Origin of the sequence: Paenibacillus germinis (assembly GCF_013141785.1) — a bacterium.
GTDB lineage: Bacteria > Bacillota > Bacilli > Paenibacillales > NBRC-103111 > Paenibacillus_E > Paenibacillus_E phytorum.
Genome location: NZ_WHOC01000183.1, coordinates 81576 through 107732, shown reverse-complemented (window position 1 = coordinate 107732; position 26157 = coordinate 81576). Strand labels below are relative to the sequence as shown.

General features: G+C 44.4%; 22 protein-coding genes, 1 tRNA gene and 2 riboswitches. Of the genes, 9 read left to right on the top strand and 14 right to left on the bottom strand.

The features are described 5' to 3' along the window. The first annotated feature begins 14 nt into the window (after positions 1-14). Positions 15-88 (top strand) — tRNA-Arg (locus GC102_RS35730). Positions 89-338: 250 nt separating this feature from the next. Here the strand turns inward: GC102_RS35730 and GC102_RS35725 are convergent. The 7 genes from GC102_RS35725 to GC102_RS35695 all read right to left on the bottom strand — a co-directional run bounded on the left by GC102_RS35725 (position 339) and on the right by GC102_RS35695 (position 11487). Continuing rightward, positions 339-722 carry a hypothetical protein gene (locus GC102_RS35725; RefSeq protein ID WP_171693714.1) on the bottom strand — a complete coding sequence of 128 codons (384 nt, stop codon included), beginning with the start codon at positions 720-722 and terminating at the stop codon, positions 339-341. Positions 723-1087: 365 nt separating this feature from the next. After that, on the bottom strand, positions 1088-1828 hold the full coding sequence (locus GC102_RS35720) for a 6-phosphogluconolactonase (RefSeq protein ID WP_171693713.1): 741 nt from the start codon (positions 1826-1828) through the stop codon (positions 1088-1090). A gap of 14 nt (positions 1829-1842) precedes the next feature. Further along, positions 1843-5826: an SGBP N-terminal domain-containing protein gene (locus tag GC102_RS35715; protein ID WP_171693712.1), complete on the bottom strand. Its 3984-nt coding sequence runs from the start codon at positions 5824-5826 to the stop codon at positions 1843-1845. 55 nt (positions 5827-5881) lie between these two features. Beyond that, on the bottom strand, positions 5882-8080 hold the full coding sequence (locus GC102_RS35710; RefSeq protein ID WP_171693711.1) for a DUF4838 domain-containing protein: 2199 nt from the start codon (positions 8078-8080) through the stop codon (positions 5882-5884). A 42-nt stretch (positions 8081-8122) separates the two neighbouring features. After that, positions 8123-9640 (bottom strand): extracellular solute-binding protein, encoded by a 1518-nt coding sequence (locus tag GC102_RS35705; RefSeq protein WP_171693710.1) that lies wholly within the window; start codon positions 9638-9640, stop codon positions 8123-8125. A gap of 59 nt (positions 9641-9699) precedes the next feature. After that, on the bottom strand, positions 9700-10566 hold the full coding sequence (locus GC102_RS35700; protein WP_171693709.1) for a carbohydrate ABC transporter permease: 867 nt from the start codon (positions 10564-10566) through the stop codon (positions 9700-9702). Between the two features lie 12 nt (positions 10567-10578). Beyond that, positions 10579-11487, bottom strand: coding sequence for an ABC transporter permease (locus GC102_RS35695; protein WP_246321304.1), 909 nt, complete (start codon positions 11485-11487; stop codon positions 10579-10581). Between the two features lie 201 nt (positions 11488-11688). On the opposite strand from GC102_RS35695, the gene GC102_RS35690 reads away from it, so the two are divergent. The 6 genes from GC102_RS35690 to GC102_RS35665 all read left to right on the top strand — a co-directional run bounded on the left by GC102_RS35690 (position 11689) and on the right by GC102_RS35665 (position 17685). After that, positions 11689-13968 carry a helix-turn-helix transcriptional regulator gene (locus GC102_RS35690; RefSeq protein ID WP_171693708.1) on the top strand — a complete coding sequence of 760 codons (2280 nt, stop codon included), beginning with the start codon at positions 11689-11691 and terminating at the stop codon, positions 13966-13968. Between the two features lie 160 nt (positions 13969-14128). Continuing rightward, a complete protein-coding gene (locus GC102_RS35685; RefSeq protein WP_171693707.1) occupies positions 14129-14275 on the top strand; it encodes a hypothetical protein in 147 nt (48 codons plus the stop codon). A 372-nt stretch (positions 14276-14647) separates the two neighbouring features. After that, positions 14648-14840: riboswitch (cobalamin riboswitch) on the top strand. Between the two features lie 148 nt (positions 14841-14988). Then, entirely contained in the window at positions 14989-15768 is a 780-nt protein-coding gene (locus GC102_RS35680) for an energy-coupling factor ABC transporter permease (protein WP_171693706.1), read from the top strand. Beyond that, positions 15765-16049, top strand: coding sequence for an energy-coupling factor ABC transporter substrate-binding protein (locus GC102_RS35675; protein ID WP_171644818.1), 285 nt, complete (start codon positions 15765-15767; stop codon positions 16047-16049). Before GC102_RS35680 ends, GC102_RS35675 begins: the two co-directional genes overlap by 4 nt. Continuing rightward, a complete protein-coding gene (gene cbiQ, locus GC102_RS35670) occupies positions 16046-16855 on the top strand; it encodes a cobalt ECF transporter T component CbiQ (protein ID WP_171693705.1) in 810 nt (269 codons plus the stop codon). Before GC102_RS35675 ends, cbiQ begins: the two co-directional genes overlap by 4 nt. Then, positions 16852-17685: an energy-coupling factor ABC transporter ATP-binding protein gene (locus GC102_RS35665; protein WP_171693704.1), complete on the top strand. Its 834-nt coding sequence runs from the start codon at positions 16852-16854 to the stop codon at positions 17683-17685. Before cbiQ ends, GC102_RS35665 begins: the two co-directional genes overlap by 4 nt. Positions 17686-18310: 625 nt before the next feature. Here GC102_RS35665 and GC102_RS35660 read toward each other — a convergent pair. The 4 genes from GC102_RS35660 to GC102_RS35645 form a co-directional block, all read right to left on the bottom strand. Next, on the bottom strand, positions 18311-18679 hold the full coding sequence (locus GC102_RS35660) for a (2Fe-2S) ferredoxin domain-containing protein (protein WP_171693703.1): 369 nt from the start codon (positions 18677-18679) through the stop codon (positions 18311-18313). Between the two features lie 33 nt (positions 18680-18712). Further along, a riboswitch (cobalamin riboswitch) is annotated at positions 18713-18915 on the bottom strand. Positions 18916-19021: 106 nt separating this feature from the next. Continuing rightward, on the bottom strand, positions 19022-19159 hold the full coding sequence (locus GC102_RS35655) for a hypothetical protein (protein ID WP_156390195.1): 138 nt from the start codon (positions 19157-19159) through the stop codon (positions 19022-19024). A gap of 169 nt (positions 19160-19328) precedes the next feature. Next, on the bottom strand, positions 19329-19442 hold the full coding sequence (locus GC102_RS35650) for a DUF4023 family protein (protein ID WP_082562468.1): 114 nt from the start codon (positions 19440-19442) through the stop codon (positions 19329-19331). A 46-nt stretch (positions 19443-19488) separates the two neighbouring features. Beyond that, positions 19489-19845, bottom strand: coding sequence for a hypothetical protein (locus GC102_RS35645; RefSeq protein WP_171693702.1), 357 nt, complete (start codon positions 19843-19845; stop codon positions 19489-19491). 176 nt (positions 19846-20021) lie between these two features. Between GC102_RS35645 and asnB the strand changes: the two genes are divergently transcribed. Next, positions 20022-21866 carry an asparagine synthase (glutamine-hydrolyzing) gene (gene asnB, locus GC102_RS35640; RefSeq protein ID WP_171693701.1) on the top strand — a complete coding sequence of 615 codons (1845 nt, stop codon included), beginning with the start codon at positions 20022-20024 and terminating at the stop codon, positions 21864-21866. Positions 21867-21920: 54 nt separating this feature from the next. Here the strand turns inward: asnB and GC102_RS35635 are convergent, their stop codons facing one another. The 3 genes from GC102_RS35635 to GC102_RS35625 form a co-directional block, all read right to left on the bottom strand. Then, positions 21921-22568 carry an XTP/dITP diphosphatase gene (locus GC102_RS35635; RefSeq protein ID WP_171644824.1) on the bottom strand — a complete coding sequence of 216 codons (648 nt, stop codon included), beginning with the start codon at positions 22566-22568 and terminating at the stop codon, positions 21921-21923. Next, the gene (gene rph, locus GC102_RS35630) at positions 22552-23310 is read right to left on the bottom strand and encodes a ribonuclease PH (protein WP_171644825.1); all 759 of its coding nucleotides are present in this window, start codon (positions 23308-23310) and stop codon (positions 22552-22554) included. The genes GC102_RS35635 and rph overlap by 17 nt, the downstream gene beginning before the upstream one ends. Before the next feature lie 197 nt (positions 23311-23507). Next, on the bottom strand, positions 23508-24521 hold the full coding sequence (locus GC102_RS35625; protein WP_171644826.1) for a GerMN domain-containing protein: 1014 nt from the start codon (positions 24519-24521) through the stop codon (positions 23508-23510). Between the two features lie 284 nt (positions 24522-24805). On the opposite strand from GC102_RS35625, the gene GC102_RS35620 reads away from it, so the two are divergent. Beyond that, a complete protein-coding gene (locus GC102_RS35620; RefSeq protein WP_171644827.1) occupies positions 24806-25768 on the top strand; it encodes a phosphatidylglycerophosphatase A family protein in 963 nt (320 codons plus the stop codon). Positions 25769-26157: the final 389 nt, after the last annotated feature.

Sequence of the window (26157 nt, the reverse complement as noted above, 5' to 3'; positions counted from 1 at the left end):
AAGAAGAGGTCTATGTCTCAGTAGCTCAGCTGGATAGAGCACACGCCTTCTAAGCGTGCGGTCGGGGGTTCGAATCCCTCCTGGGACGTCAAGCATGTGGAAAGACCGCGAGAAATCGCGGTCTTTTGTTTTGTTATAGTAATATACAATTGCGAAAATCGGCAGCTACGGTTGTCCTGAATAGGGCAACAGGACAACAAATGGACAACAAATAATAATGAATGTATGAAGATTATTGTCCTACCTTCAAACCAACTATCAAGATTTTCTTCATTATCTAACTTCTTTGCCGAAATCCGTGATATAAAGAATTGTAAGTCCTTCTTTAGCCATATCCCCTACAGTAATTCCACTGTTTTTGTGTCAATGACGAGCGCTTTATTTATGAGATCGCAGATATAAAATTCATACTTACCTTCTGATTCAATTGTACTTAAGCTTGGATTGTTATCTTTGATTATTTCAAGTATTTCTCTCTTGAAAGATCTACTTGTTATTGAGCTTACAACTACGGCAGCTCCCTCCGGAATATCCATACTCCCACTGCGTCCAGACTCTCGATACAACTTCAAAACTTTAATTTGGATATGATCAAGCCTGCTTACTAAATCCAAAAAAGTTTCTGTAAAATCTGATTCATAAGCATTAGTTAAGTTACCTAATAGAATACCGTGAAATATTCTAAGCTTTTCCTCATCTTTTATATCAGCAACTCGCCTCAAAGCAATCCTCCAGCGATTGGAACATTGGAAAGGCCAGCTTTAAATAATCCAATGAAAGTTTCCTTTACATTTTCGTTCATAATAGTATGAATCACTCTGCTTTCATTTAAAGATCGGGGTCTAAATCAAAGTATAATTTTCTGGAATCTTCGTTCTCTTAGGGAGTGTTATGATTCTGTCAGATGTGTAGGGATTATCTGTCTAATTCCACTCCTGAAATGTCCCGACAGCTGCAAGCTTTGATTAGCAGGTTTAAGCTATGCTATAGCCATAGCCATACCCATAAAAATGCGCTGGCACTTTACTGTCAGCCCATTAATAAGCAAAGACCGCTTCCGCGGTCTTTGCTTAAGCTATTTGCTCTTCTAGAGCTGCAACTTTAATATGTTCGAGGCTGAATGCTGATCCAGATACAAATACCAGTCTCCATGCGTTTTCAGTATCGACGCCGGTATTAAATTCGTAACCTCTTGTTCCAACGTAGCTTGAATCGCTCTAGCTTTCACTTGATGGGGAACGCAGGAAATAATCGTTGTACTGCTAAGAATCTTGCTTATTGTCATTGTAATCGCTTGATTGGGTACGGCGTCCAGTGACTCAAACCAGCCCTCGCCAACCTGTTGCATTTTGCAGGCATCATCCAGATTGACGACCATGTAGGACGCTGTTGTATCAAAATCGGCAGGAGGATCGTTAAATGCAATATGTGCGTTTTCGCCGATACCGATTAAAGCAAGATCAATAGGAGCCTTGTTAATCTCACTAGTCAGCTCCGCAATATGTGCTGCAACGTCGCCCTCTCCGTTTACTAAATAGGCTTTCGCTGCTGGCGCATAAGAGAGGAAACGTTCCTTCAAATATTTGCGGAAGCTGGCTGGGTGTGACTCCGGTAAACCCACATACTCATCCAGGTGAAACATCTCTACCTTATTCCAGTCAACGTTGATCTCCTTTAATGCCTCCAGAAAAGTGAACTGCGAAGCACCGGTTGAAAGAATGATTCTTGCCTTTCCCTGCTTTTGGATACAGCTGTTGATAATTTCTGACGCTTTATGAGCTGCCGCTATGCCCAATTGCTCTGCGGTTAGGGTCATGTGTAAGTTCATTGTTCATTACCTCCTCAATTTGAATTAGAAACGACTGAAGCTTTATAGTTGTTCCTGCGATTTGGCTCCGTATCAAAAAATTTGCCCGAAGCATCTACGATTGAAAGAAGATTGAAGCTTTGCCGTCTTTCCAGAATCGTATAGGTTCCACTAGCGTATACTTTTATCGCGTTCTCCGCACCGGGCAAAATCGATACGTATACATTCTTGTCTCCCGATCTCAAAGCTGTGCTCGACAAGTTGCCTCCATCGGGATACCATTTCTTGTCGCCTTTCTCCAAAGCGGTGGATGCACCTACAACAAAATGTACATTGACGTATTGAAGAGGAGACGGGATGTTACCTTTATTTTCGATGACCGCATAAAAGCGTACTTCATCTCCTGGTGCATAGTCCGAATCATCAACGCCAACTTCAGTAACCACCAGATCAAAATAAGGGGAGGGTAGATTAGCGGTTAGCGTATTAGCTGCGGTCCACATTTGCTTGACGCCATTCGCTGTCGTGACGATGTAGGCCACCGGACTGCCAAAATTCATATAGGCTCCGGATTGGGGGGCGATCGTGCTGCCTGGCATCAGGCCGATGGTTGGCTTTAAGAACTTATTCTGGCTGTTCACATTCAGCTGGAAGTCGATCCTGCGATACACCGCATCTATGACCGAGGCTCCCACTTGTGTGCCGATGGAAAATTCGGTAACTAGCGAGCTGCTGACCATGCTGGCAAGCGTATTATTCGTGCGGTCTTCTTCTGTGGCAAGAAATTTGCTTGTTGCATCCGCAATCGCAAGCAGCTTGAAGTGCGACTGTCCCATGGGAACGTTATAGGTGCCGGACGTGAACCTTATACTTTCACCTGGCGCAATCGACAACTGCAGGTTGGAAGTGGCGATACTCAGTGAGGTGCTGGACTGATTGCCGCCGCTCGGATACCACTTGGTGCCGCTACCTCCAGAACGTTCTATTGCATAATCATGGTTTTTGACAAAATGAACCATGACATATTGCAGAGGGGTTGCTTCATTACCTTGATTTTTCACTATCGCGTATAGGTGTACGTTATCTCCTTCTTGGTAGCTGGCCTCTTCCACGCCAATTTCCGTTAGTACCAAGTCAAAGCTAGGAATCGGAACGTATTCGATGTTTAGTGAAACGGGCGTGCCTTGATTGCCCGCCTCATCCACTGGCGTAACGAGGACGCTGTTCATGCCGCTTTGCAAAGTTACCGTTGAAATGAAAGCTAAATCGTCCGAAGTAGAGTAGGAATGCCCATCTATCGACACCGAGCCTCGTTCGTTCAGGGTGCCGGAGATTATGAATTCAGCTTGTCTAACCGTTGCATGCGTCTGATCTAAGGTTAAAGCAGGAGCCACTGAATCGTAAATAACGTGAAGCCTCTTGATAAACGAATTTCCATAGTTATCCGTTGCTTGAACGGTGATCACATTATCGCCAGGCTGTAAAATGACTTGTCCGGTAAATCCCATATCGTTATCGACGGGAACAGGATTTCCTTGAATCATAATGGTCGCATTCTCATTGGCGCTTCCACTAACCTCAAACTGAGCGTGATTTACGATGAGATTCTCTTGATTTAGATGAATCTTAGGAGGAATAATGTCGCTATTCTCTACTTTACCGTAGCGGACCCCCCTACCGGTGGTCCCGACAAATACGAGCCCAAACACTTGTTTACTGGCATCCATCGTCTGTGGCCTGTTGCCGAACCCAGTATCCCCCTTATCGATATCCTGCCAAGACTGTCCGTTATCCAAGGAACGAAACATGCCTTCAATCCCGCCGATTGTTCCGTACATATAAACGGCAGGGTCCCAGCTGCCGGCTGCGGGCTTGCCTAAGGCGATATTGAATGCTTGGTCCACCCGATCAACACGTATAAATGTGCTGCCGCTGTCAATGGACCTGTACAAGCCCTTGTCGTCCAAGCTGATCCACAGTTCACCTTCGGAATGAAACGAAGGCTGCATATAGATCCAACGTCTATCCTCAGGTAATGGCAGCGTTACGGTCTTGGTGAAATTCAATCCACCGTTTGTGCTTCTGTAAACATCCCCGGTCTTATAGTCGATGAAATAGAACTTGTTTCCATTCACCCGGTCGGACTTCAATACGTTTGACCACGTCCATGGGCCTTTGGCCGTGACGGGAATGTCAAATATTTCAGTCCATGTACTACCGCCGTCAGCCGTACGGAACACCGAATAGTCGCTGGTCGTGACTAGAAACAGAGAAGGGTCCGTTGCGGACATGGCTACTTTAGTCGGGAGCCCGCCAATAACAGGGTATGCAGGAAACTTGGTCCATGTATCTCCTGAATCATGAGACACAGCACCTAGGCCTGATACCTTAGAGCCACCGACCATAACCAGCTGTGAGGGGTCGCTTTCAAGGAAATCCCAGTCGTAGATTTCCGACATACCCAGGTTATCGATTCGTTCGGGATACTCATCATAGTGATAGCTGATCCCTCCCCCCATATCAGCTCCTCCAATGGCAAGCCGTGTTTGTTGCGGAATCGACTTCACTGATCGAGTGGTCATCTCTTCATGGCCTTGTTGTATTTGCTCCCACTGTATGGTCTCTGCTGTAATATCTTCTGTTTTCCATATTCCATGCCAGTCTGTAAACCATACCTGATTGTTATGATAGGGGTCGAATTCCAATGCGCCGATGGAAGCTGCCCAATATGCGGGCTTCATCCACGGAATATCCGATTGAAGCACCGAGTTCGAACTGTCTATCCTTGTCCAGATATTGCCTCCATCCTCTGTACGGAATAAAACCCCTCCCATGTTATGGGGACTTACAATTATGGATTGTTCGTTGAAGGGATTGATGCTAATACCGTTGTAGCCTGCAGGTTCATCCGAGAAGTTTGTCATATTAGAATCCGGCGTCAGGTTGATCCAGATTCCGCTTTCGTATTTGAGAACTCCCTTGCCGTGATTTTCCGTTGTTACATACAAGGCTCCAGAGGCAGACAGAACCATTCGTGCCGGTTTATCGGGATTATCCGAACCGGCAAGTTTCACCCAGCTGTCCCCCGAATCGTTCGATCGGTAAATGCCATCTTCGTAAGCAGCAGCATAGACGACACCTTGATGATGACGGTCGAATAGAAGGACAGTCACTCCATAATTGTCCGTCAATATGCCAGGAAATGCTGATAAGCTCCAGCTCTGGCCGCCATCCTCAGATACCCACAACCCTTCTTGGCGAGAGCTAACCCATATACGCGCCGAATCAAACGGGTCTACACCAATTCGCTCTCCCACCCAGCGCAAGTCCCCGTTTCCAGAAAAATTGAGCTCGAGTGGAAGTGGGGTCCAAGATTCGCCCTTATCACCAGATTTGAAGACGGTTCCCTTCCGATATGAATTTTGTGCGTTGGATGCTAAACCTACCGCTGCATAGACCACATTCGGATCGTTTGGATCCACGGCAATACCATCTACGCTATACCAGGTCCATAAAGAGTAAGGAAGATCATCGTTGAGCGGAATCCACTGCTGCTGGGTCTCATCCATTCGGTACGTACCACCGACATCGGTACGGATATACTTCAATTCCTCCTGTGGATGAAAGACAAGCCCCGTTATCCAGCCGCCTTCCCCGAATAATGCATTGCCATATTCATAGGCCATTACAGGTATGTAATCGACCGTGATAACTAAAGGCTCTGCCTGCAATCCATCTCCATTCTTGGCTTCAATCACAATCGTATTGATTCCCTGTTGGAGGTTTACCGACTGAATAAAAGTCAAATCCACTCCTAATTCCGTCGTAGTCCCGTTCACGGTGACCACAGCTTGCTCGCTGACACTTCCGGCAATTGAATAAACGGACTCCTGCACCGTTATAGAGGTTTGATCCGTCGTGATGACAGGCGGTTGATCTCCATCGGCATACCCTATTACTGGCAGCAGTGCAAATAAAGCGACAAACATACAGGCATAAGCCAACGCTCTTCGCAACATGCTTTGTCTCCTCTCGCCAAGCAGAAATGCAGTATATCCTCCCCAGTCCTAACCTTTAATCTATAAATTCGGTAAGCAGCTGCTCGTAATACGCTTTGATCCACGTTGCGTCAAGACCGCTATCGTAATACTTGCTGTAATCATAATTGTCTAATGGAAGCTTCGATGCTCTCAATTTCTCGGCAAACAACTGGCAATGAGCAAACTCGGCTCTGGCAAGCTGCGATTTATCCGCCTGCAGCAGTGTCACCGTACGAACCACTCGGTAATAGAACATAATCATCGTATGGCCATAGTCGAATCTCATCTCGTCCTCAAGCAGCCTCTGAGCTACGATGGACTTCTCCGCCTTGAATAGGGCCGCATCCAGAATCGCTCTGCAAGCATGGAGCTGCTCTACGGTAGCAACCAGGCTAATTCCCGAGTTATCGTTTTCTCCCGTGGCTTCATATTTCATGTGTTCGGATGGAAACAAGTTTTCCTCACGATCTTTGATCTTTAACCAAAGGGAATGCTTCTCACCATCGATCTCCTGATAATGCTTCAAATACTTGATATTGCTTAGTGCGACTTCTAATTTCTCATAGAATGATTTCATCAGACCTGCAGCTTCGCAGTAGTATTGTTCAAAATACGTATCCATGTTGGCTCTTGTATCAGCCTTAGCATTCCACAGGAGCGCCGCATACAGGTAGTTGTTGAGGGCGAGCATTCCCCACCTTCCGCTTGTGATATGCATATAATAGAAATGTCGGGCTCCCGTCTCGTAGTAATAAGGGATATCATTAGCAATGATGCTGCTTAAGAGAATCGGCATAGCGGCAAACGTTCTTACACCGTAATATTCACCTATAAACATTTCCCCTTGAAAATGACGGTTTGTATTCACGGTCCAGCTTTCATAATTATGAAGCAGCTGTAGATTGGTCTCTGTGCAACCCTTATTGTTGAACGTATGGACATAGCATCTTTCGATAGGGAAGAATATAGCAAAGCAATTGTGGTAATCAAACGATTCAGGAAGGGGTCTATCAGGAGCTTCCAGCGTTTCATGATAAGCCGGAAACAGGATTCGGACATTCCTCTTGAGAATGCCCTCTGCCATCGCCTGACAGAGCTTTTGTCTCAAATGATGGACAAGCAGGATCAACCGGCTCGTATAATTGCCACTGCTGCTGCACCTATCGCATGAACACCAATTCCCGTTATCTAGCAGCCAAAAGTTCAAATCATCCACATGTTTCAAATCTCCATCGACAAGAGCATTGATTATATTTTTGGCGAGCTCATCTGATGCGTCCGGATGTGTCAGGCAATGATTGTCTCCTGCGAAATACTGCTCCTTTAAAGCTTCCGGGCTGCGGTAGTAACTTCTTTCCCCGTCTACTAGTGCAAACCACTCAGGATGGGACTCCGCATAAGCAAGTATCCCATCGCCGTCGGTGTCCCCTTTGTATTCCAGACTTACGGGGTAGGGGTCTTGCGGCTTGCCATCTCCTCCAAACAAGGGATGCGCGTAAGGGTAAGGGTTAAGCGGGTCCAAATACTTGTAGAGGATATCGTGCCCCCCGCCCGCAATACGGATTCCCCTTTTCTTCAGCGCATGTGGATTCTTAATGGTAAATAAATGGGCATAATTCATTCGATTACGTGCCATCCAATCGAATAAATCGGCATTTCGGTCGTCGATGAATTCTGAATAGCAGCCTCTTGTCCGGAAGCTCGGCCTTTCCTGACATCGAATCTCGGGGAGAAGAGAGAGGGGCTCCGGAGTAATGACACCTGTTTCACCAGGGGCGTACCAATGGAAGCCGAGCTTCTCCAGAAATGTGTAAACAGCATATAGGCTGCCGATGCTGCCTACCCCAGATAATACCCAATACTTTTCTCCATCCGATTGCAGGGTTTCGATCAGAAAGGCTTCGCCGTTTTCATCGTTCAGCTCGTGACCCCGCACCAAACCTTCCGCTTCGAAAGCCCTTATATAAGGATTGGAGAGCAGTGTTCCGATGAAAATGCTATTGCTTCTATCTTTTCCATGCGCCCATTCACGCTCAGTGTTCTCTATCCGAACAACGGTATGATCACCTAATAGCGTCTGTAAATGTTTTTGAAGCTCTACGGCAGCAAAACATTCGGTGCAATACACAGCTCGCTCGTCGGTATCATCCCACCAATCCACTTGCTGCTCCGAATAGGCTGCTTCCAGGGCGCTGTCAAAAGGCCCTTTGTTCACATATATGGTGAGGATCATTGGGGATTCTCCTTAACTGTTTTTATCCTCGATTGCGGAGCTTTATTTGGAATTCTTCAGAAATCCGGTTTTATACAGCTCCTGCAGCTTCGGGAGACCGAGGTTATCCATGCTTTTCACATAGTTGCTCCAGTTGTCCAAGCTCTGTTCACCGATGATGAATTTAATAACATTCTCGTCACGATATTTGTCGATTGCAGCACCCGTAGTCGTGATAGTCTCCAAATCCTTTTGATTAAAATCAGGCAGGCTGCGGTAGGGGGCGTCATACTTACGGGCTTCGACATAAGCATCTTGAAGCTCCTTGGAAGCCATGGACAAATAGGCATCATAATCGACCCATGTATAAGTACCATTGGTCGCTAGACCCGTTTCCTTACGGAAATCGATGGCTGTCTTGTAATCTGGCTTTATTTTTTTCTTTCCATTATCAACCATATAGGTTTTTCCTTCAGTCCCCCAGCTGGAAAGCAATCTTCCTTCCTCGCTGTAAAGGAAATCTACCGTTCGCATAATATCTTTGATTTGCTTGGATTTAATCGAAACCGTAAGCCCAGAATCGACAACGTGCATATAAGCGTTCTGTGCTTTCCCTCCTTGATTACCGATAGGGGGGACCATGAAAGTCAGATTAAAGTTAGGATTGCTTTTCCTCAAAGCGTCGTTAAAGAAATCTATTCTGCCAATATAATCAACTGTAACGAACGATTGCTCCGTGGACATCAGATCCTGCCATTTCTTTGCATCAACGGTTAACCAGTCTGGAGGCATAAGGCCTTCCTTGTAAAACTTATTTAAATATCCGAGCATCTTTTGATAGCTTTGCTCGGTTGGACCGTATTTGACGTCTCGGCCATCGAGATAGAAGCCTTCGTTGGTTTGAAAGTTAGCAGATAGCACTTTAAGCAATAACAGATTATTCCCAAGCCGGAAGCTGAACGGATAGCTCTTCGGATACAGTTCTTTCAATTTTTTGAGCACGGTATACAGCTCATCGAAGTTGGTTGGAGCAGTTAGGTTATGCTTTTGGAACACATCCTGCCGATACATCCAAATCATTCGGTTTGCTTCGCCAAACCCTTCATTGGGAAACATGTACATTTTCCCGTCTGCCGCCAATTGCGCTTTCGCAATCTCCGGATATTTCTCCATCCATTTAGTGAAATTCGGCATATCAGCCTTGTAATCTAGAATATTGACAAGAGCGCCCTGTTGTCCAAATTTATTAGTCTGCGTTCTTCCATACATAAACATCAGATCAGGCATATCTCCCGAGGCGATCGATAAGTTAATCGTATCCTCGAGCTTACCGGAAGGTGTTTGCACATTAAATGTGGCCCCTGTTTTCTCCTCGATCATCTTCCAGACTGGCCAATCTTTATTGTAAGGATAGCTGGGGTGGGAATCGGTTAACATCGTAAACGTCTTTTTCGTCAAAGCTCCAGACTTCTCCGGATTGGTTGTCGCAGCTTGGCCGCCTTCTTGCTTCTTTTCACTGCAGCCTGCAATTAATGTCATACTCAACATGATCATCATGAACAGATATAATCCTTTTTTCACTGCAACCGCTCCTTTTTTTTACTACGTCATCCCTATGTAGACCTCAAATAAGAAATCCTTTATCCTTTGATCGCCCCGATCATCACCCCCTTAACGAAATACTTTTGCAGGAATGGATACACGGCGAGAATAGGCAAGGTAGCTACCATTATCGTGGCATACTTTAAGGATTCTTCCACAATGACCTGATCGCCTCCTATCCCCATAGCATCCGAAGAATTTAATTGGCCTGCCAGGACGATATTCCGTAAAATAACCTGCAGCGGAAACAGATCGGGATTACGTAAATATAAGAGGGGAAGCATGAAATTGTTCCACATGGCTACGGCATAAAAAAGTCCTATTGTCGCAAAAATGGCCTTGGATAGCGGCATGACGATTCTAAAGAAAATGCCTATTTCATTTAAACCATCGATCTTTCCGGATTCCTCCAGCTCTACTGGAACTCCGCTGTAAAACGTTCTCATGATCAACAGGTTCCAGGTACTTACGACCGCCGGCAATACCATCCCCCATAGCGTATCCATCAATCCGTAGGATTTGACGACCAGAAAGGTTGGAATCATGCCTCCGTTGAAAAACATGGTGAACACGATCATTAAAGTGAAGGTTTTGAAGAAGGGCATCTCTCTCTTGGACAGCGAATAGGCTCCCAGTGAAGTAATCATTAAGGAGAGGGCGGTCCCCACAATCGTATAGATCAGCGTATTCACATAACCTGTTAAAATACGGGGGTCATTCAAAACAAATTTGTACATATCCAGATTAATCCCTTTTGGAAAAAATGAAATCTCGCCCTTCATCACATAAACATCCTTACTTAAGGATACGGCTATCATGTACAAGAAGGGATACAGCGTGACAATAACAACACCGAGTAAAACGACAACATTGATCACCGTAAAAAGAGAGATCCTTGATTTCATGAGACAGCTCCTTCACCATAAGCTTGTTTCAGATAGCTTCCGGCTTGCATAGTTTGTTGAAACAATAAAGACTAAACTGACCAACCCTGTAAATACATCAATAGCCGAAGCGTAACTAAAGTTACCCTGCATGAGTCCGACCCGGTAAACATAGGTGCTTAGAATATCCGCGGTCTCGTAGGTGGCTGGATTGTAGAGCAGGAAAACCTTCTCAAAGCCAATCTCAATCACTTTGCCAACATTCAGAATAAGTAGAATAACAATAGTAGGTGCAATTCCCGGTATGGTGACGTGCCATAGCTTTCTCAGACGCGAAGCGCCGTCCATCTCAGAGGCTTCATACAGCATCGGGTCAATGGAAGTTAGTGCGGCCAAATATAAAATCGTTTCCCATCCTACATGCTGCCAGATTTCAGAAAACACATACACGGAACGAAACATATCCGGCATTAGCATAAAATTAATCTTTTCAAAACCGAATGCTTCAATGAGCTTGTTGACAATGCCCCCTGAAGGAGACAAGAACATGACAACCATACTGGCTACTATGACATTCGAGATAAAATGAGGTAAATAGCTAATTGTTTGCACAAATCGTTTGAACACCATATTCTTCAATTCATTAAGCAAAAGCGCGAGAACAATCGGTGCGGGGAATCCAAAAATCAATTTATACATTCCCAGCAAGAAGGTATTTCTTAAAAGCTTTAAAAGATCAGGGTTGTTAAAAAACATGACATAATATTTGAATCCGACCCATTCACTCCCCATAACGCCTACAAAAGGATTGTAGTTTTTGAAAGAAATGACGATTCCGAACATGGGAACATATTTAAATAAAATGTAATACAACAAGCACGGTAGAAACATTAGAAGTAAATATTTGTGCTTGATCATTTTTTGCGCCATGGTATCCTGCATAGGCTTTCTGATCTCCCCTTAGCTTTCAAATTTCATTAACAACGGTTTGTCGAACCTTGTAACCATATCTTACTTGGTCCGGCTGTAATCACAATGCTCAACATTATAGAAGGCTATCCGTAAGCCGAAAAACTTAAAGATCGGATAACATTCGATAAAATGGCTAGCTTACCGTGACTCTAAAACTCACAGGAATATGCTATGATTATGGACAAAAAGGGGATGAACATGATGCTGTTCAAGCAAACATATCTTAAACACAAAAACAGCAGCTTATTTATAAAGTTAATGATGAGCTTCATGATCATTGTGGTCATACTGGTTTCGTTCAATTTTATGTCCAACTCTTTTTTTCTCAACAACATACAAAATGAAATCGTGAACACAAGTCAGGCTAACCTGAATACCACCGTTAATGATTATGAAAATCATATATTATCGATCAAAAAACTCGGAATGAGCCTGCACGTCAATGAAAATGCGAAGCTATTGAACGGTTCGACCGGGGGGCAGATCAACTCTATGCTGCTATACCGCATTCGAAACGAGCTTCAATCCATGTTAGCGGACTCCTATTTAATGATCGATAACATTATTTATTTACTGGGTGATCAATCGATCGTGATTGAAAAGGAAGGGACAAGGACTTTCGAGGAAATGTTCGTCAATTATTATGGGAACGAGGTGTATACCAAGGATTTTTGGCTTCAGGAGCTAGCAAAGCCATATAGCTTCAAGCTGTTTCCCGAATCTGCATTTTTCATGAACTCTTTCGGACAGCAGATTCATAGAGGTCAATTCATCCCAGTGTTGGTCAAAAATCAATTCAATCCCCAATTTTCCTTGATCATTCTGTTGAATAGCAGGAGTATGTTCGCTTCTTTTTATCAGCCGGCTAAAGACGGCAAGCTGTTTATTTCCGATGAAACGGGCACGACTATTTATGCCTCTGATTCGGATTATTCAGCAATTCCCTCTTCTTTACTGGCCTCCGGTCAGAAGACCGGATATATCCAGCAAGGCAAAAACTACTTGTACTATCAGGTGGGCAAGGAAACCGGATATACGTATACCAGTGTTATTCCCTCTTCACAAATCAAAGCAAAAATCGTGCGTTTGAACTGGCTGTTAGCTGGATTTCTCCTATTGTCTATAGCAATTAGTCTCGGAGCCTCCATTTTTTTCACGAAACGCTTGAACAATCCGATCCGCAAAATATTGGATTCCATTCAACACCATCATGTATCCATGCCAACAAACAGCAGCATCAGAGAATTCGATTTCATTAGCGAAAAGATTAAGGATATTTCGCAAGCTCATCACGATATCCGACAGGACTTGACTCGGAAGAACTCGCTTCTGAAAAATTACGCGTACATCAATCATCTCAAGCAAATTCACACCAACACGCAAGATTTGAAGATGCATATGGCTTTTGACACACCGTTTGTTCTTATCGGTTTTCATTTGACCTTTAGAAGCCATAACCTAAAGCAAATCGACATTCATATACCGAAGGCTTCTTTCTTTATCAGAGAGCTGATCCATACCCATATTTCGCAATCGTTTAACGACTCGTTAACCTTCCAAATCGAGCAGAATTTAATCCTTACCCTTATTTTCTCGAAGGGCGACGAGTCGAATCAGATCGAAGAACATCTACAACGGTTGAGGAAAATATTCGATATGGATCAGCTATACTGCTTGATCACGATCGCAGTCAGTCCGCATCAAACAGACCCGACCGCTTTTACAGAAACCTATGGACACATTTTACGATTACTGGAGTCGAGGAAATTAGGAGAGGATGCCCAGATTATCCCTTTTTCCACTAAAATAACAGGAGATATACCTGAGGATTGGGAAAGAAACGAGCTCCAAGCACATATGGAGGCCGGAAACGAGAAGGAGTTATTGCGAATAGGCAGAAAGATGCTTGCTTTACTGGAAAAAAAGGAAGCATCCGTTGAGTATTTCGTTAGATTTGCCCAAAGCTTTTCCCAGCAATTGTTGAAAAGCTTCTCGCCTGCTGAACGGGATCGTCTGTTAGAAACCATACAGGATGAGAAGCCCCATGATTGTTATACCTTAGAGGCGTTTGATCGATATCTGGAGCAGCTTGTGGCAGCGGCCTGTATCCTATACGACCATAAAAAGGATCAAACAGATCCGATATGCGACTTCGTTCTGACCTACATTCACAACCATTATGGTGACGATATCTCATTAGATATTATCTCTGATCATCTGAAAATAACGTCGTCCTATTTATCCACTTATTTCAAAGAAAAGATGGGAATGAATTTTAGTGATTATGTGCAAACCTATCGAATGAAAAAAGCAGCCGAGCTGCTGGAGACATCAGAATTGAAGGTAAACGAAGTGGCGCAGCGAGTAGGGTACCTCAGTGTTAACTCTTTTATCCGGAACTTTAAGAAGTTTACGGGATATCCGCCAGGTGAGTATCGAAAAAGAAATTAAAAAATCTTCATGAAGAGAGCTTTGAATGATAGTTCCTGCCGTTTTGGGAAAAAATAGTGGGAGCAATGAAGATCTCACCGGCAGCCCCGACATTGAGTTTAATAATCACAATCCATTAGTATCGGGGTAAGGTACTATATAGCAAGGATGTGAAACAAGTATGGATACGCTGCCACATTTCCGTGAGCCTGATCTGATCGAATATATGCAGCTGGTGAAACAGACGATGTTGGAGCGTTATGATACCTTCATAGATAGCCATACACAAGTTCGAATCGCCAGTCTCAAACCTGTAGGATCGATCTGAACCATGGATAACAATGGTATTAACAACATTACATCTCCCGAATCAGATTTTGCATCTGAAAACGATTTCTAGATAGCTAGGACAACAACAGGACAACCGAGCCAACCGGGAATATTTTGAGCTACCTCTAGGCCTTAAACTACGTGTCAACAAGGCACGTAGTTTAAGGCCTAGAGGAGCTTCTCTAAGGACCGAAAGACATTTAAATGATTCCCAGTGCGGTCGGGGGTTCGAATCCCTCCTGGGACGTTCATGCACGGCAAAGGATCGCGAGAAATCGCGATCTTTTTTTGTTTATCTGCATTTCTTAAAATAATAAATTTCTCTATGCTACGAATCTTTCATATTGTGTTATACTCTTTTCAATTACATATTTTTTCGAATAAATGAGGTGCCCTTGTGTAGCAAGCAAGGGGTAACAGGGAATCGGGTGCAAATCCCGAGCGGTCCCGCCACTGTATTCGGGGAGTTTCTTTCTATCATGTCACTTGATGCATATTCAGGGAAGGCTGAAAGAAACGATGATCCGAGAGCCAGGAGACCTACCTTCATTTATGCACCCAGAAACCTTCGCGGAAAGGAGCGGTGTACGTCAAGTCTCTCGACATCTAGCTTATATTTGTCGTTTATTCGCACGTACCCACGGCCAATCCATCAGGATTGGTCTTTTTTGTTCGTTACTCAAACATTAAATTAGGAGGAATTAAAAAAACATGCAATCAAAAACACGAAAGACAAAGGTCACTAGCTTCTTACTAGTGGTTATAGGGTTAGTCCTCTATCTATTCATTAATGAACCGCAAACCGTCTACGGCATGCACATTATGGAAGGATTTCTCCCCGTAGGTTGGGCAATATTTTGGTGGGCAGCCTTCCTTCCGTTCTTCTTTCTAGGTGTCCGAGCACTTATCAAAATTACGAAAGAACATCCAGAGCTCAAAATTATGCTCGGCCTTGCTGGCGCATTCACCTTCGTACTGTCGGCATTGAAGATCCCTTCTGTAACCGGAAGCAGCTCTCACCCAACAGGTACAGGTTTAGGGGCAGTAATGTTCGGACCGCTCCCTATGAGCGTCCTAGGATCGATTGTATTATTGTTTCAAGCGGTTTTACTTGCTCATGGAGGACTTACAACACTCGGGGCAAATGCTTTCTCTATGGCCCTCTCCGGTCCAGTAGTTGGTTACTTCATATATAAGTCCATGATGAAAACAACCGGCAAACAAAAATGGTCGATATTTCTGGCGGCTGCTCTTGCCGACTTATCCACATACATTGTTACTTCTGTTCAATTAGCTCTTGCATTCCCAGCTGAACAAGGTGGATTTATAGCATCCTTCTTGAAATTCGGCGGCATTTTTGCCATTACGCAAATCCCTCTTGCCATTAGTGAAGGCATTTTAACTGTATTAATATGGAATTGGTTACAATCTTACAGTCCTAATGAACTATCTATTTTACAACGAAAAATGAAAGGAGCTTCTGAACTATGAAAACTCGAACCGCAAATACCCTCATGCTGATTGCCGTTGTATTATTGGCAGTCTTGCCCCTTATTTTCGTACAAGGTGAATTTGGTGGAGCTGATAACGCCGCTGAACAATTAATTCAGAGCATTCAACCTTCCTATACGCCATGGTTCTCTTCTTTATTTGAGCTCCCAGCTGAGACGGAAAGTATGCTATTCGCCTTACAAGCCGCCATCGGAGCTGGCTTCATCGGGTTTGCCTTTGGCTTTTTCAAAGGGAAAGCGTCTAAATCCAAAAACCAATGATGAAATTAATCGATTCTCTCTCCTATAAAAATGCCTTACGCCCCCTATCACCGATGTGGAAGTGCGGCTTTGCAGTTACCATGCTGCTGTTTTCTTATCTAACGCACCCAGCGGTTCAGGTAGTTATAGCCTTTTGGATGGCCCTATGGACGGTAGGCTATGCTCGTGTTCCAATCAAATATTATGTTACTGTCATCGGTGCTGCATGCCTATTTTTTGTAGGTAGTGTACCCGCTCTAGTCGTAGAGATCCGCCCTTTGCAAGAAGCATTGCCTGATATCCATGAGGTGGCGGCCTTTACATTTATCGACTGGAAGTTGTCCGTTACTTCAACAGGTCTTTTGCTAATTGGCAAATTATTCGTTCGTATTATAGCGAGCCTAAGCTGCGTGTCCTTTATTATGTTCAGCACTCCTTTTTCCGAAATGCTGCAAGTCTTACAAAAAGTTCGTGTTCCCAAGCTGGTTCTGGAAATTATGCTTATTATGTATCGGTTTCTGTTCATCCTATTTGAAATTGCCAATAACATGTATGTAGCTCAGCAATCAAGAGGCGGTCAGACCGGTTTCCAAAACAGATTGAAGGATACAGCCATTATTATTGTTCAAATGTTTATCAAAACGATGCAGCGGTATAAATCATTGTCAAATGGCCTTGTCTCCCGAGGCTTTACGGATGACATTCACATGGCCCCCTACCGAGCTAATCCTGTACCTTTTCGTTATAAATTGGAAAGTTATGTAGGAATCACGCTCTTACTGCTGCTTGAAATTTGGCTGCGCTGGAATTGGAGGAGTATCCGATGAGCACGATTTTAGAAACCTTAGAAGTAAGTTTCAGCTATCCCGCTTCACAGACCAAGGCTTTAAACAAATTAAAGCTCCGCATCCCCGAGGGGAAAAAAACGGCCATTTGCGGTCATAACGGTTCTGGCAAATCGACTTTATTTCTTCAAGCTATTGGCATTCATTCACCTTCATCGGGCCAAGTTTTATGGAAGAACGAACCTTTGACCTACACTCGCAAAGAACTTAAACAATTACGTCAAGACGTTGGTCTTGTCTTTCAAGATCCGGAACAGCAGCTTATTCTGAACACTCCTTATGAGGATGTCACCTACGGTCTGCGGAATGCTGCTATTCCTGAGCCTGAGATTACTCGCCGAGCAGAAGCTATATTACGAACCATGGGACTCGAACACTTAGCACATACACCCATTCACCACTTAAGCCTCGGTCAAAAGAAGCGAGTAGCCCTAGCCGGTGTGCTTGTGCTTGAACCAAAGCTGCTGCTTCTCGATGAACCAACGGCCTATCTGGATCGCATATCGGAACAACAGCTTGTAGAGGAACTTGACCGTATAAATAGTCGCGGAATCACATTAGTCATGGCCACCCATGATATGAACCTAGCCTACTCATGGGCTGATTGGATTCTCGTGATGGATCAAGGACAGTGCGTCATGGAAGGTACGCCAGATGAAATATTCAAAGATAGCAAGGCTATCAATCATCTTGGTCTTGATAGGCCCATGCTGCTAGATTTGTGGGAAGCATTGCCTGAAGCTAGCCGTCAAGGAGTCTCAGCGCCAAGAAATGTGAAGGACTTTACAGCATTATTACAGAAAGTCTATTGATAATTATCATTAACGAATATATATAGAGTTAAAAAGAGGCTGTCCCAACAGTGATAATTAGAGGGACAGCTTCTTCATGTATACATGCAATGCATGCAAAAATCTATCAATGGTAGGCCCTCTCGTTCCGTTAATTCAATGAACAAGTATGACAAATAAGTGCGGAAAACGCGCTTTCAGTGAAGTTCGGCGAGCCCACAGGGTCTGAGAAGCTGAAAATCGACTTTTCAGCAGATCATCCTGCGCATCAGCGCTGAACAAGCGCGAAAAACGCGCTTATTCTGGAGCATCCGAACCAATAAGCGCGAAAAACGCGCTTTCAGAGAGAGCTCTGCGAGCCCACAGAGTCTGAGAAGCTGAAAATCGACTTCTCAGCAGATCATCCTTAGCGTCCGCGCTGAATAAGCGCGGAAAACGCGCTTATTCTGGAGGGCACGAATAGGGCTGTCCAATGTCAATTCATGATTTTTGAGCCCCCACTTAGAATCAGATTCATATGTAAAAAGAACCTCCACTCTTCCACTTTATTAGTGGGAATTGGAGGTTCTTTTGTGTAAATTTGGAACACGCTCAATCATGCGAACACTTTTAGGATAGCCCACATGTTAAAACTTTCATTCTCTTATTATTTGCTTTGTATGCGGCTAATGCCCTCATTTCCATTTCCGGTTGGCACAAAGCGTTCCTCAAAGCTATAAGTCATATGTTCTTGGAGTGGTTTCCCCTCAAGTAAATGCTCTCGAACAAGCCTTCTCCCAGCCTCTGGTGTCATTTCCTTGTACCAAATTCCTTGCGGATACACCGTTACAACACCAGCATCCTGACAGCGACCATTACATCTAGTCCGAGTTGTATGTATAAAATGTTCGGCTCCGTGCTTCGAAATTTCATCTCGGATGGCTAGCGTTGTTTCATCTCCTGAATTTTTCAGACAAGATCCTCCGTTACAGATAAGTACATGATGTTGGACTGTTGATAGATCCCACGTACTCATAAGAACACCTCCCTATCTCCCGTAGGTATATTAACTGTTCTGCTGAAATAGGCAGGTCTCCTGGCTCCAGGATCTTCATCAAACGTCAGCCTTCCCAATCGGTCGATCAGTGGCATAGAGACGTTGACTCCTCTGTTACAGTGGCGGGACCGCGTCGGCTTCTAACCGATCTTCCCTTTTAAGCTTACCCTGCGCTTGGATAGCGGAATGTAAGCACCTATTTCGGATATGAAATTAAACCCAACCATCATCTTACCTCATAGTCTATTTACATACAAGGAAAAAGCCCCAACCAAATGGTAGGGACTTCATCGAAAGCAGTATTCACGAATTCAAATACGATTAAACGGAAGGGCGATTCGGTTGGTGATGCCCAGGCTCTGTTGAATCCAAATTGGACTGTATGCGAGAAGATTGCTTCGAATGATCGATTGTGCTCTGTATCCTCTGATCCATACTTTTACTTTTCTTTTTGCTCATGATGGGATTAATCCTCCTGTGAGTTGAAATAATGATCACTTGATTAGTATGGAGAGTTACCGCACCAAATATGCTGTTTAAAATACCCATTAACGAAGGACAAGGGAAAAGACAAAGCAAAAGCCTGTAAGGAAACCTCCCTACAGGCTCTTGATGGTGCCATTAGACTTTAGTGCTTCTTGTGCGGCAAATTACTGCCTGGCTGACCGTCACCTTGGGTCCTGAAATTCTTCGCGGCTTTCCTCTGCTTGTCGTGCAGCTTGCTAATGAAATGACTATCCATGAGCATTCGCCTCCTGAAGAAAGAATGGCACTACCTCTTTAGAATGTCACATAAGCTCTAAATTTAAACGCATGGCAAGATTAAGAATCGCACCTCTTGCTTCTGCATCTGTTTTGACTTTTTCGTACAGTTCCTCAAAATTAGTGCGGTTTTGAATAAATTCCGGTTCGGTTTTGATAGCCGTTTGTGTCCAGTTAATCAAGACATTCTCCGCTTGGGTAAGTTCATTGTAAGCACGATGCAAGCCGACACGCTCAATAATTTCTTCCATTTCTGCTTGCCCAACTTCTTTACCTTCTTCTTTTAACTCCGTAATTCGTTTATCCGCTTGATTACTGATTTGCAGAAAATGTTCTCTTGAGGCCAGATAATCAATTTGTGCTTTGGAGTGCTTCTTTTTCATTGTCATCACCTTTGTCATTTAATAAGTAAGAATTGGGTTTATTGTATCAGGCCTGTCAACAAAACACAAAATCCGTCCGGTTGACTGCGCCCATCCAATTCTGGACAGACATTATATACCTTGAGTTTGCATACCTTTTATCATCATGCTCTCTTTAAGGAAAGGAAGGAACGTCTATGTGCGGAATAACGGGTTGGATAGATTGGCGGAAAGACTTGACCGGGTACCCGTCCATTCTAGAAAATATGACGGAAACGCTCCATTTGCGTGGACCTGATGCTTCTGGTACATGGATTTCACAGCATTGTGCCCTCGGCCATCGACGTCTTAGTGTAATGGATCCGGAAAACGGCGCTCAGCCCATGGTACGGAAACAAGGAGATTACACGTATACGATCGTATATAATGGCGAACTCTATAACGCCCCTGAACTCAAAAAGGAGCTCGAACTTCGTGGACATCATTTCCGTACGACATGTGATACTGAGGTGCTGCTTGTTGCCTTTATTGAGTGGGGGAGAGCTTGTGTAGATCGACTTAATGGCATTTTTGCTTTCGCGGCCTGGGATGATCAAGAACAATCCCTTTATTTGGTCAGAGATCGGCTTGGCGTAAAGCCGCTTTTTTATTCTCATCAAAATAGTGTGCTTCTATTCGGCTCAGAGCCGAAAGCCATACTCGCGCACCCTGACTTCGAAGCAGAGGTTGGTGCAGAAGGTTTGGCCGAGATCTTCGCAGTAGGTCCAGCTCGCACACCTGGTCATGGGATTTATCGCAATATGTCTGAGCTCAAACCAGGACAATGCGCTGTATTTGACCGCAATGGCTTATCCATTCGTACGTATTGGAAGCTCGAAAGCCACCAACACTCCGATGATATCGCTGCTACGGCATTGCAAGTTCAACAATTGCTTAGAGATACATCCCAGCGTCAACTTGTGTCTGATGTACCCATCTGTACCCTTCTATCGGGTGGTCTTGACTCTAGTGCGCTTACTGCACTTGCCTCTGCTCATTACAAGGAAAGCGGGCAAGGTGCTCTGCATACTTTTTCCGTTGATTACAAAGATAATGACAAGCATTTTAAAGCAAACATATTTCAGCCAAATTCAGATGCACCTTGGATTAAACGGATGACGGAGTATCTTGGAACCGAGCATCACTATATTGAATTCGACACACCCGAGCTAGTAGAATCCCTGAAAACAGCGGTATTTGCCCGTGATACACCAGGGATGGCTGATGTTGATGGGTCTCTTTATTTATTTTGCCGTGAGATCAAAAAAGAAGCGACGGTTGCCATTTCCGGCGAAGCAGCTGACGAAATATTCGGTGGATACCCTTGGTTCCACAACGAAGAAGCTTTGGGAGCCAATACGTTCCCATGGTCTTTAAAGCTGAACAATCGAGTCGACCTACTGGCCCCCGATCTTGTGGATTGGATCAAACCAGTCGAGTATGTCAATAATCGATATCAGCAAGCGCTCAGCGAAGTGCCGCGGTTAGCTGGGGAAACGCAGCAGCAAAACCGTATGCGAGAAATGTCTTACTTAAACATTACCCGGTTCATGCCGACACTTCTAGATCGAAAGGATCGTATGAGTATGGCCGTCGGACTTGAAGTTCGCGTCCCTTTCTGCGATCACCGGCTTGTTGAGTATGTCTGGAATATTCCCTGGGAAATCAAAACATCGGGTGATCGGGAGAAAGGCATTTTACGTAAAGCGCTCAAAGGTGTTCTTCCGGAGGATGTACTAACTCGCAAGAAAAGTCCGTATCCCAAGACGCACAACCCTAACTACTTAGCAGCTGTGAGAAAATGGGTGCTGGAAATTCTGGATGACCCCAGCTCACCCTTACTTCCCTTCATTGATGTTAAGAAAATCCGCGCACTTGCCAGCTCAGAGACGAATGATTTCGATCTCCCCTGGTTTGGTCAGTTGATGACAGGTCCTCAACTATTCGCCTATTTAGCACAAGTGGACACATGGTTGCGTTCCTATAAAATTTCCATCCGTTAAATCCAAAAAACCTGCTGCCCACCGATGAAGTGGAAGCAGGTTTTCATTATGATATTAGCCGTTCTGATCAGGAAGTCTATCCAAAAACATACGCAAGGCTTTGGCTCGATGGCTGATCTCATTCTTCTCTTCCACCGTTAATTCAGCCATCGTTCTCCCAAGAGCAGGAATATAAAACAACGGATCATAGCCGAAGCCGCTTTCGCCACGTTCTTCCCCAATGATGTAACCACGGCATGAGTCCTCCGCTTCAATTACTTCATTTGCTACAGGATCGATGAGTGTAAGTGCACAAACATAGGATGCTTCACTAAGAAGCTTTGGGTTCTCTGCACCATCAGGCAATCCTTCTACAGAACCTACCTCGCTTAGTTCGTGCAGCAGCTTAGCATTATTATCCGCATCCGTAGCATTCTCTCCAGCGTATCTGGCTGAATAAACACCCGGTTTACCGTTCAAAGCCGCTACACACAATCCTGAATCATCGGCAAGAACCGGCACATGGAGATGTGCCGAAATAATCTGCGCTTTAATCCGTGCATTTTCTGCAAACGTCGTTCCGCTCTCCACGATTTCCGGAAGATCTGTATAGTCCGTTAAGCAGCGAACCTTGTAGCCTTTTGCTCCAAAAAGCTTCGCAAACTCTTTGACTTTGCCTTCGTTACGTGTTGCAATAACGACGAAATTACTTTGTAGCAGCATGATGTACACCTCGAATGCGATCAGCGATCGGGCCTAGTACTTTAGATTGCTCTTCAATCATCGTATGGATGCCTGTTTCAGCAAGAGCGAGCAGTTCATCCAGTTCCTTACGGGAAAAAGGAGCATCCTCGCCTGTTCCTTGGATTTCTACGAATTGACCTTGCCCCGTCATCACGACGTTCATATCTACTTTAGCATGTGAATCTTCTTCATAATTCAGATCAAGCCGCGGTGTTTGGCCAATAACACCAACACTCACAGAAGCCAGAAAATCGTTAATCGGGAATTTAGCTAATTTTTTGTCTGTCGCCAGCTTGTCGATGGCAAATGCCATAGCAACAAAAGCACCGGTAATTGACGTTGTACGAGTACCGCCATCCGCTTGAATAACATCGCAATCCAGAGTGATGGATCTTTCGCCTAAAGCTTCCAAATTCACCACGGAACGAAGCGCACGGCCGATAAGACGCTGAATCTCCATCGTACGTCCACCAAGCTTACCTTTCGCAGCTTCACGCTGATTTCTAACCTGCGTAGCTCGAGGCAGCATCGAATATTCGGCTGTTACCCATCCTTTCCCTTGACCCTTCATAAAAGGTGGGACGCGTTCTTCAATCGTTGCTGTACAAATCACTTTGGTATCCCCGACCTCAATAAGCACCGAGCCTTCTGCGTGTTTTATATAATGAGGGGTTATTTTCATAGGTCGCAGTTCTTGATTCGTTCTTCCGCCAATTCTCATAAATGTTGTTCTCCTCCTGTTGCTTCCATCAGAAGCTTTGTTCCTACGCCCCATTGTAACAAAGTAGTCAGCGAAAAGCATCCTTAGTCAAAAACAATGATGCCGAACATTGATTATAATGCTGAGAAAACCCCTATGCAAGCGCCTTGTCAAAGACAGCGCTTTTGCATAGAGGTCGTTAGAACCGGGCAAGCTTCTTAAAGCTTAGCCGGATTAATATGAGCTGTTTTAGTTACTGGCTTCACAGCACCATCCACTTTAATTTGGACTTGTTTAAAGCTTGTGTTTTCTGTCAATGAAAGAATAACAGACTGCATAGCTTCGGTGGATGCTTTCTGATCGGCGCCAAGGAATTTATTGGAGAAATCAACGGTTATAACACCATCAGACGGCTTAATGCTCTTCACTTCCGTTGTAGCATTCAGAACAGCAGCCAGACCCTTCTTCTGATCAGGCCCTTTGATCAACTGTTCAACAACCGCTTTCGCGACATCATCTGTCCTTTTGACGAGCCTTGTAACAGGTACATAATATTTGTAATTTTGATCATTTTGATTCAAGAAATAGAGTGTAACCGGTGTGGATTGACCAAATTCAGCGTCCTCAGCCTTCTCAATGTTGATCCCCATAGAGCGTGCAAGAGGTGTATCCAGCGGTGTCTTCCCTTTCGGCATCTCCTTCAGATCTTTCCCATCTACACGCAGCTGCACTTTCTCTACGGTTGGAAAGCTCGTCAGGTTCCAAGTGATAGCCTCCAAAATCTTTCTCTCATTCGGCCCATCATAATTGAGGAACTCCTTAGAGAAATCAACAATGGCACGCTTGTCTGATGTAACATTCAAGCTTACGACTTTCGTACCTTTAGGCAGCAGAGCCTGGAAACCAGATGGAAGCAAACTTGCAACCGGTCCTCCGTCCACCATATACTCGAGAGTCGTTTTGGCGACAGACACCGTTTTGGGTAATCCAAGACTAAGTGGAGCAACGAATCCTTTTGCATCTTTCACATAAACCGTCATCTGTGATGAATTGTCTTCGATCATATCGATCGTAACGGCTGCTGATGTCGTCTTCGCATCAGCTTCCGCACCCGTTGTCGGAGGTGCATCGATGTCACTTTTCTTCCCAGTGCCCAGAACCGAACATCCCGTGGTCAGCAAGGCAATTACCCCCGCGATAGCGGCTGAACGAATCCAATGTTGATGTTTCATTAGCTTATTTCCTCCTCCAAGTTTTCGCAGAAGCCTGAAGCATCTGCCCTGTATTTTCATGGCCTGTACATTGCTTTTTCGTATTATTATGTATACGAGGCTTTGTCCGATTTATAACTACTTTTTGTCCCATTTCGAAAAAAACTCATGCACCAGAATTTAAAGCCTGCGGCGCCCTGTGAGACATTACAACAAGTCAAATCCTAGGAGTTAACTTCCTTCGGCATCTTATAAAGATATGCTATACTCAAAAATAAGAATTGACCTAATTTGGAGGCGCTTCAATGAGAACATTCCTTAAAGAAAAAGCAAACATTTTCAACGAATTCCGTGAAGAGGTTTTCAGTCACTATTCCCAAGCCGTCATCGAAGAAGCTGTTGCTCGCTTACTCGTCGAAATCAAAGGAATTAAGAAAATTCCCTATGAAACAATCACTACGACTCTACTAGGTGTGTTAAGCAAAACAGAAACCTATAACGTTATGTCTACGCTCATGGAGCTCCAAAAGAAGGTCAAACATGATTCCGAGCTTCTAGCTAGTATGAAAGACCCTGCATATAATGTTCATCGCACCATTGCTATGTCCATCTGTGGACTATATGGCAGCGGCGCGATTTCTCTTTTTGGATTTATGGATTGTAAATTCCGTTTCTTCTTTCCGACCAAACGTCCTAAATCTTTCATTTCCAAAGGGATCTGTGCCATTGTTGCCTCAACTGCCAGTTCAATCATTTCTGAAAATGTGAAAGAGGACTATACCGCGCGTAACCTGGCTCTGTTCGAGTCGAGAGGCGTGGCTTTGGAAGATATGGTGGATATTCTGGATCAGCTTCAACGCCCCTACAATCCGGATATGGAGCGCAGCCTATGTGAAGAGCATGTTCTTGCCGTATTGCGAAAACAACAAACATTCCACGCCCTTCAATTGGCGATCAAAATTGATACAGCCGTCGAAGCAGGAGAATTTAACCCTCAGTATAATCATATTGTCGGACAAGACGAAGGGCTTTTCGGGGTTGATGAAAGCATCGCAACTGCCGTTCCACTCATGTATGGCACCATTGCACTCACGAATTTCGGATATCTCGACAAAGAGAAAATCGGGATTATCAAAGACCTCGATAGCGATCATTCCGAAGGAAAATGCAATACATTTATCGACGATATGGTATGCGGTATCGTAGCTGCCGCCTGTGGCCGTTTGGCGCATAATAATATTCCTACTTATAGTAAGCCTTTGAAGTGAGGCTGGTTGTCATTCTAGTTACAATTCTTCTTTCGACTTAATCCGGATAGAAGTTACGAGCGAAGTGACGTGGGGAGAATTGCGCGTTGTGTTGTTGGGAGAATCGAAAGATATGGGACTAATGTTTCGTCAAACTATCATTGACGGAACGTGAGGACCTTATTTCAGCAAAATGCCCCCTTTTCATGAGCAAGAGGGAACTAGGAGTCGTTATTTCACTGTTTTTCCTTCCAGTGAGCCTTGTTTTCTTTAAATAGCGGCTTCTAGTTCCGCAAGAATAGAAATACGTGCGTTTTCCCAAAAATAGCGTCTTCTGGTTCCCCAAATGTACTGAACGTGTACTTCTTTCAGAATAAAAGAGCCTCCAACCACTAATTCGGTGGTTGGAG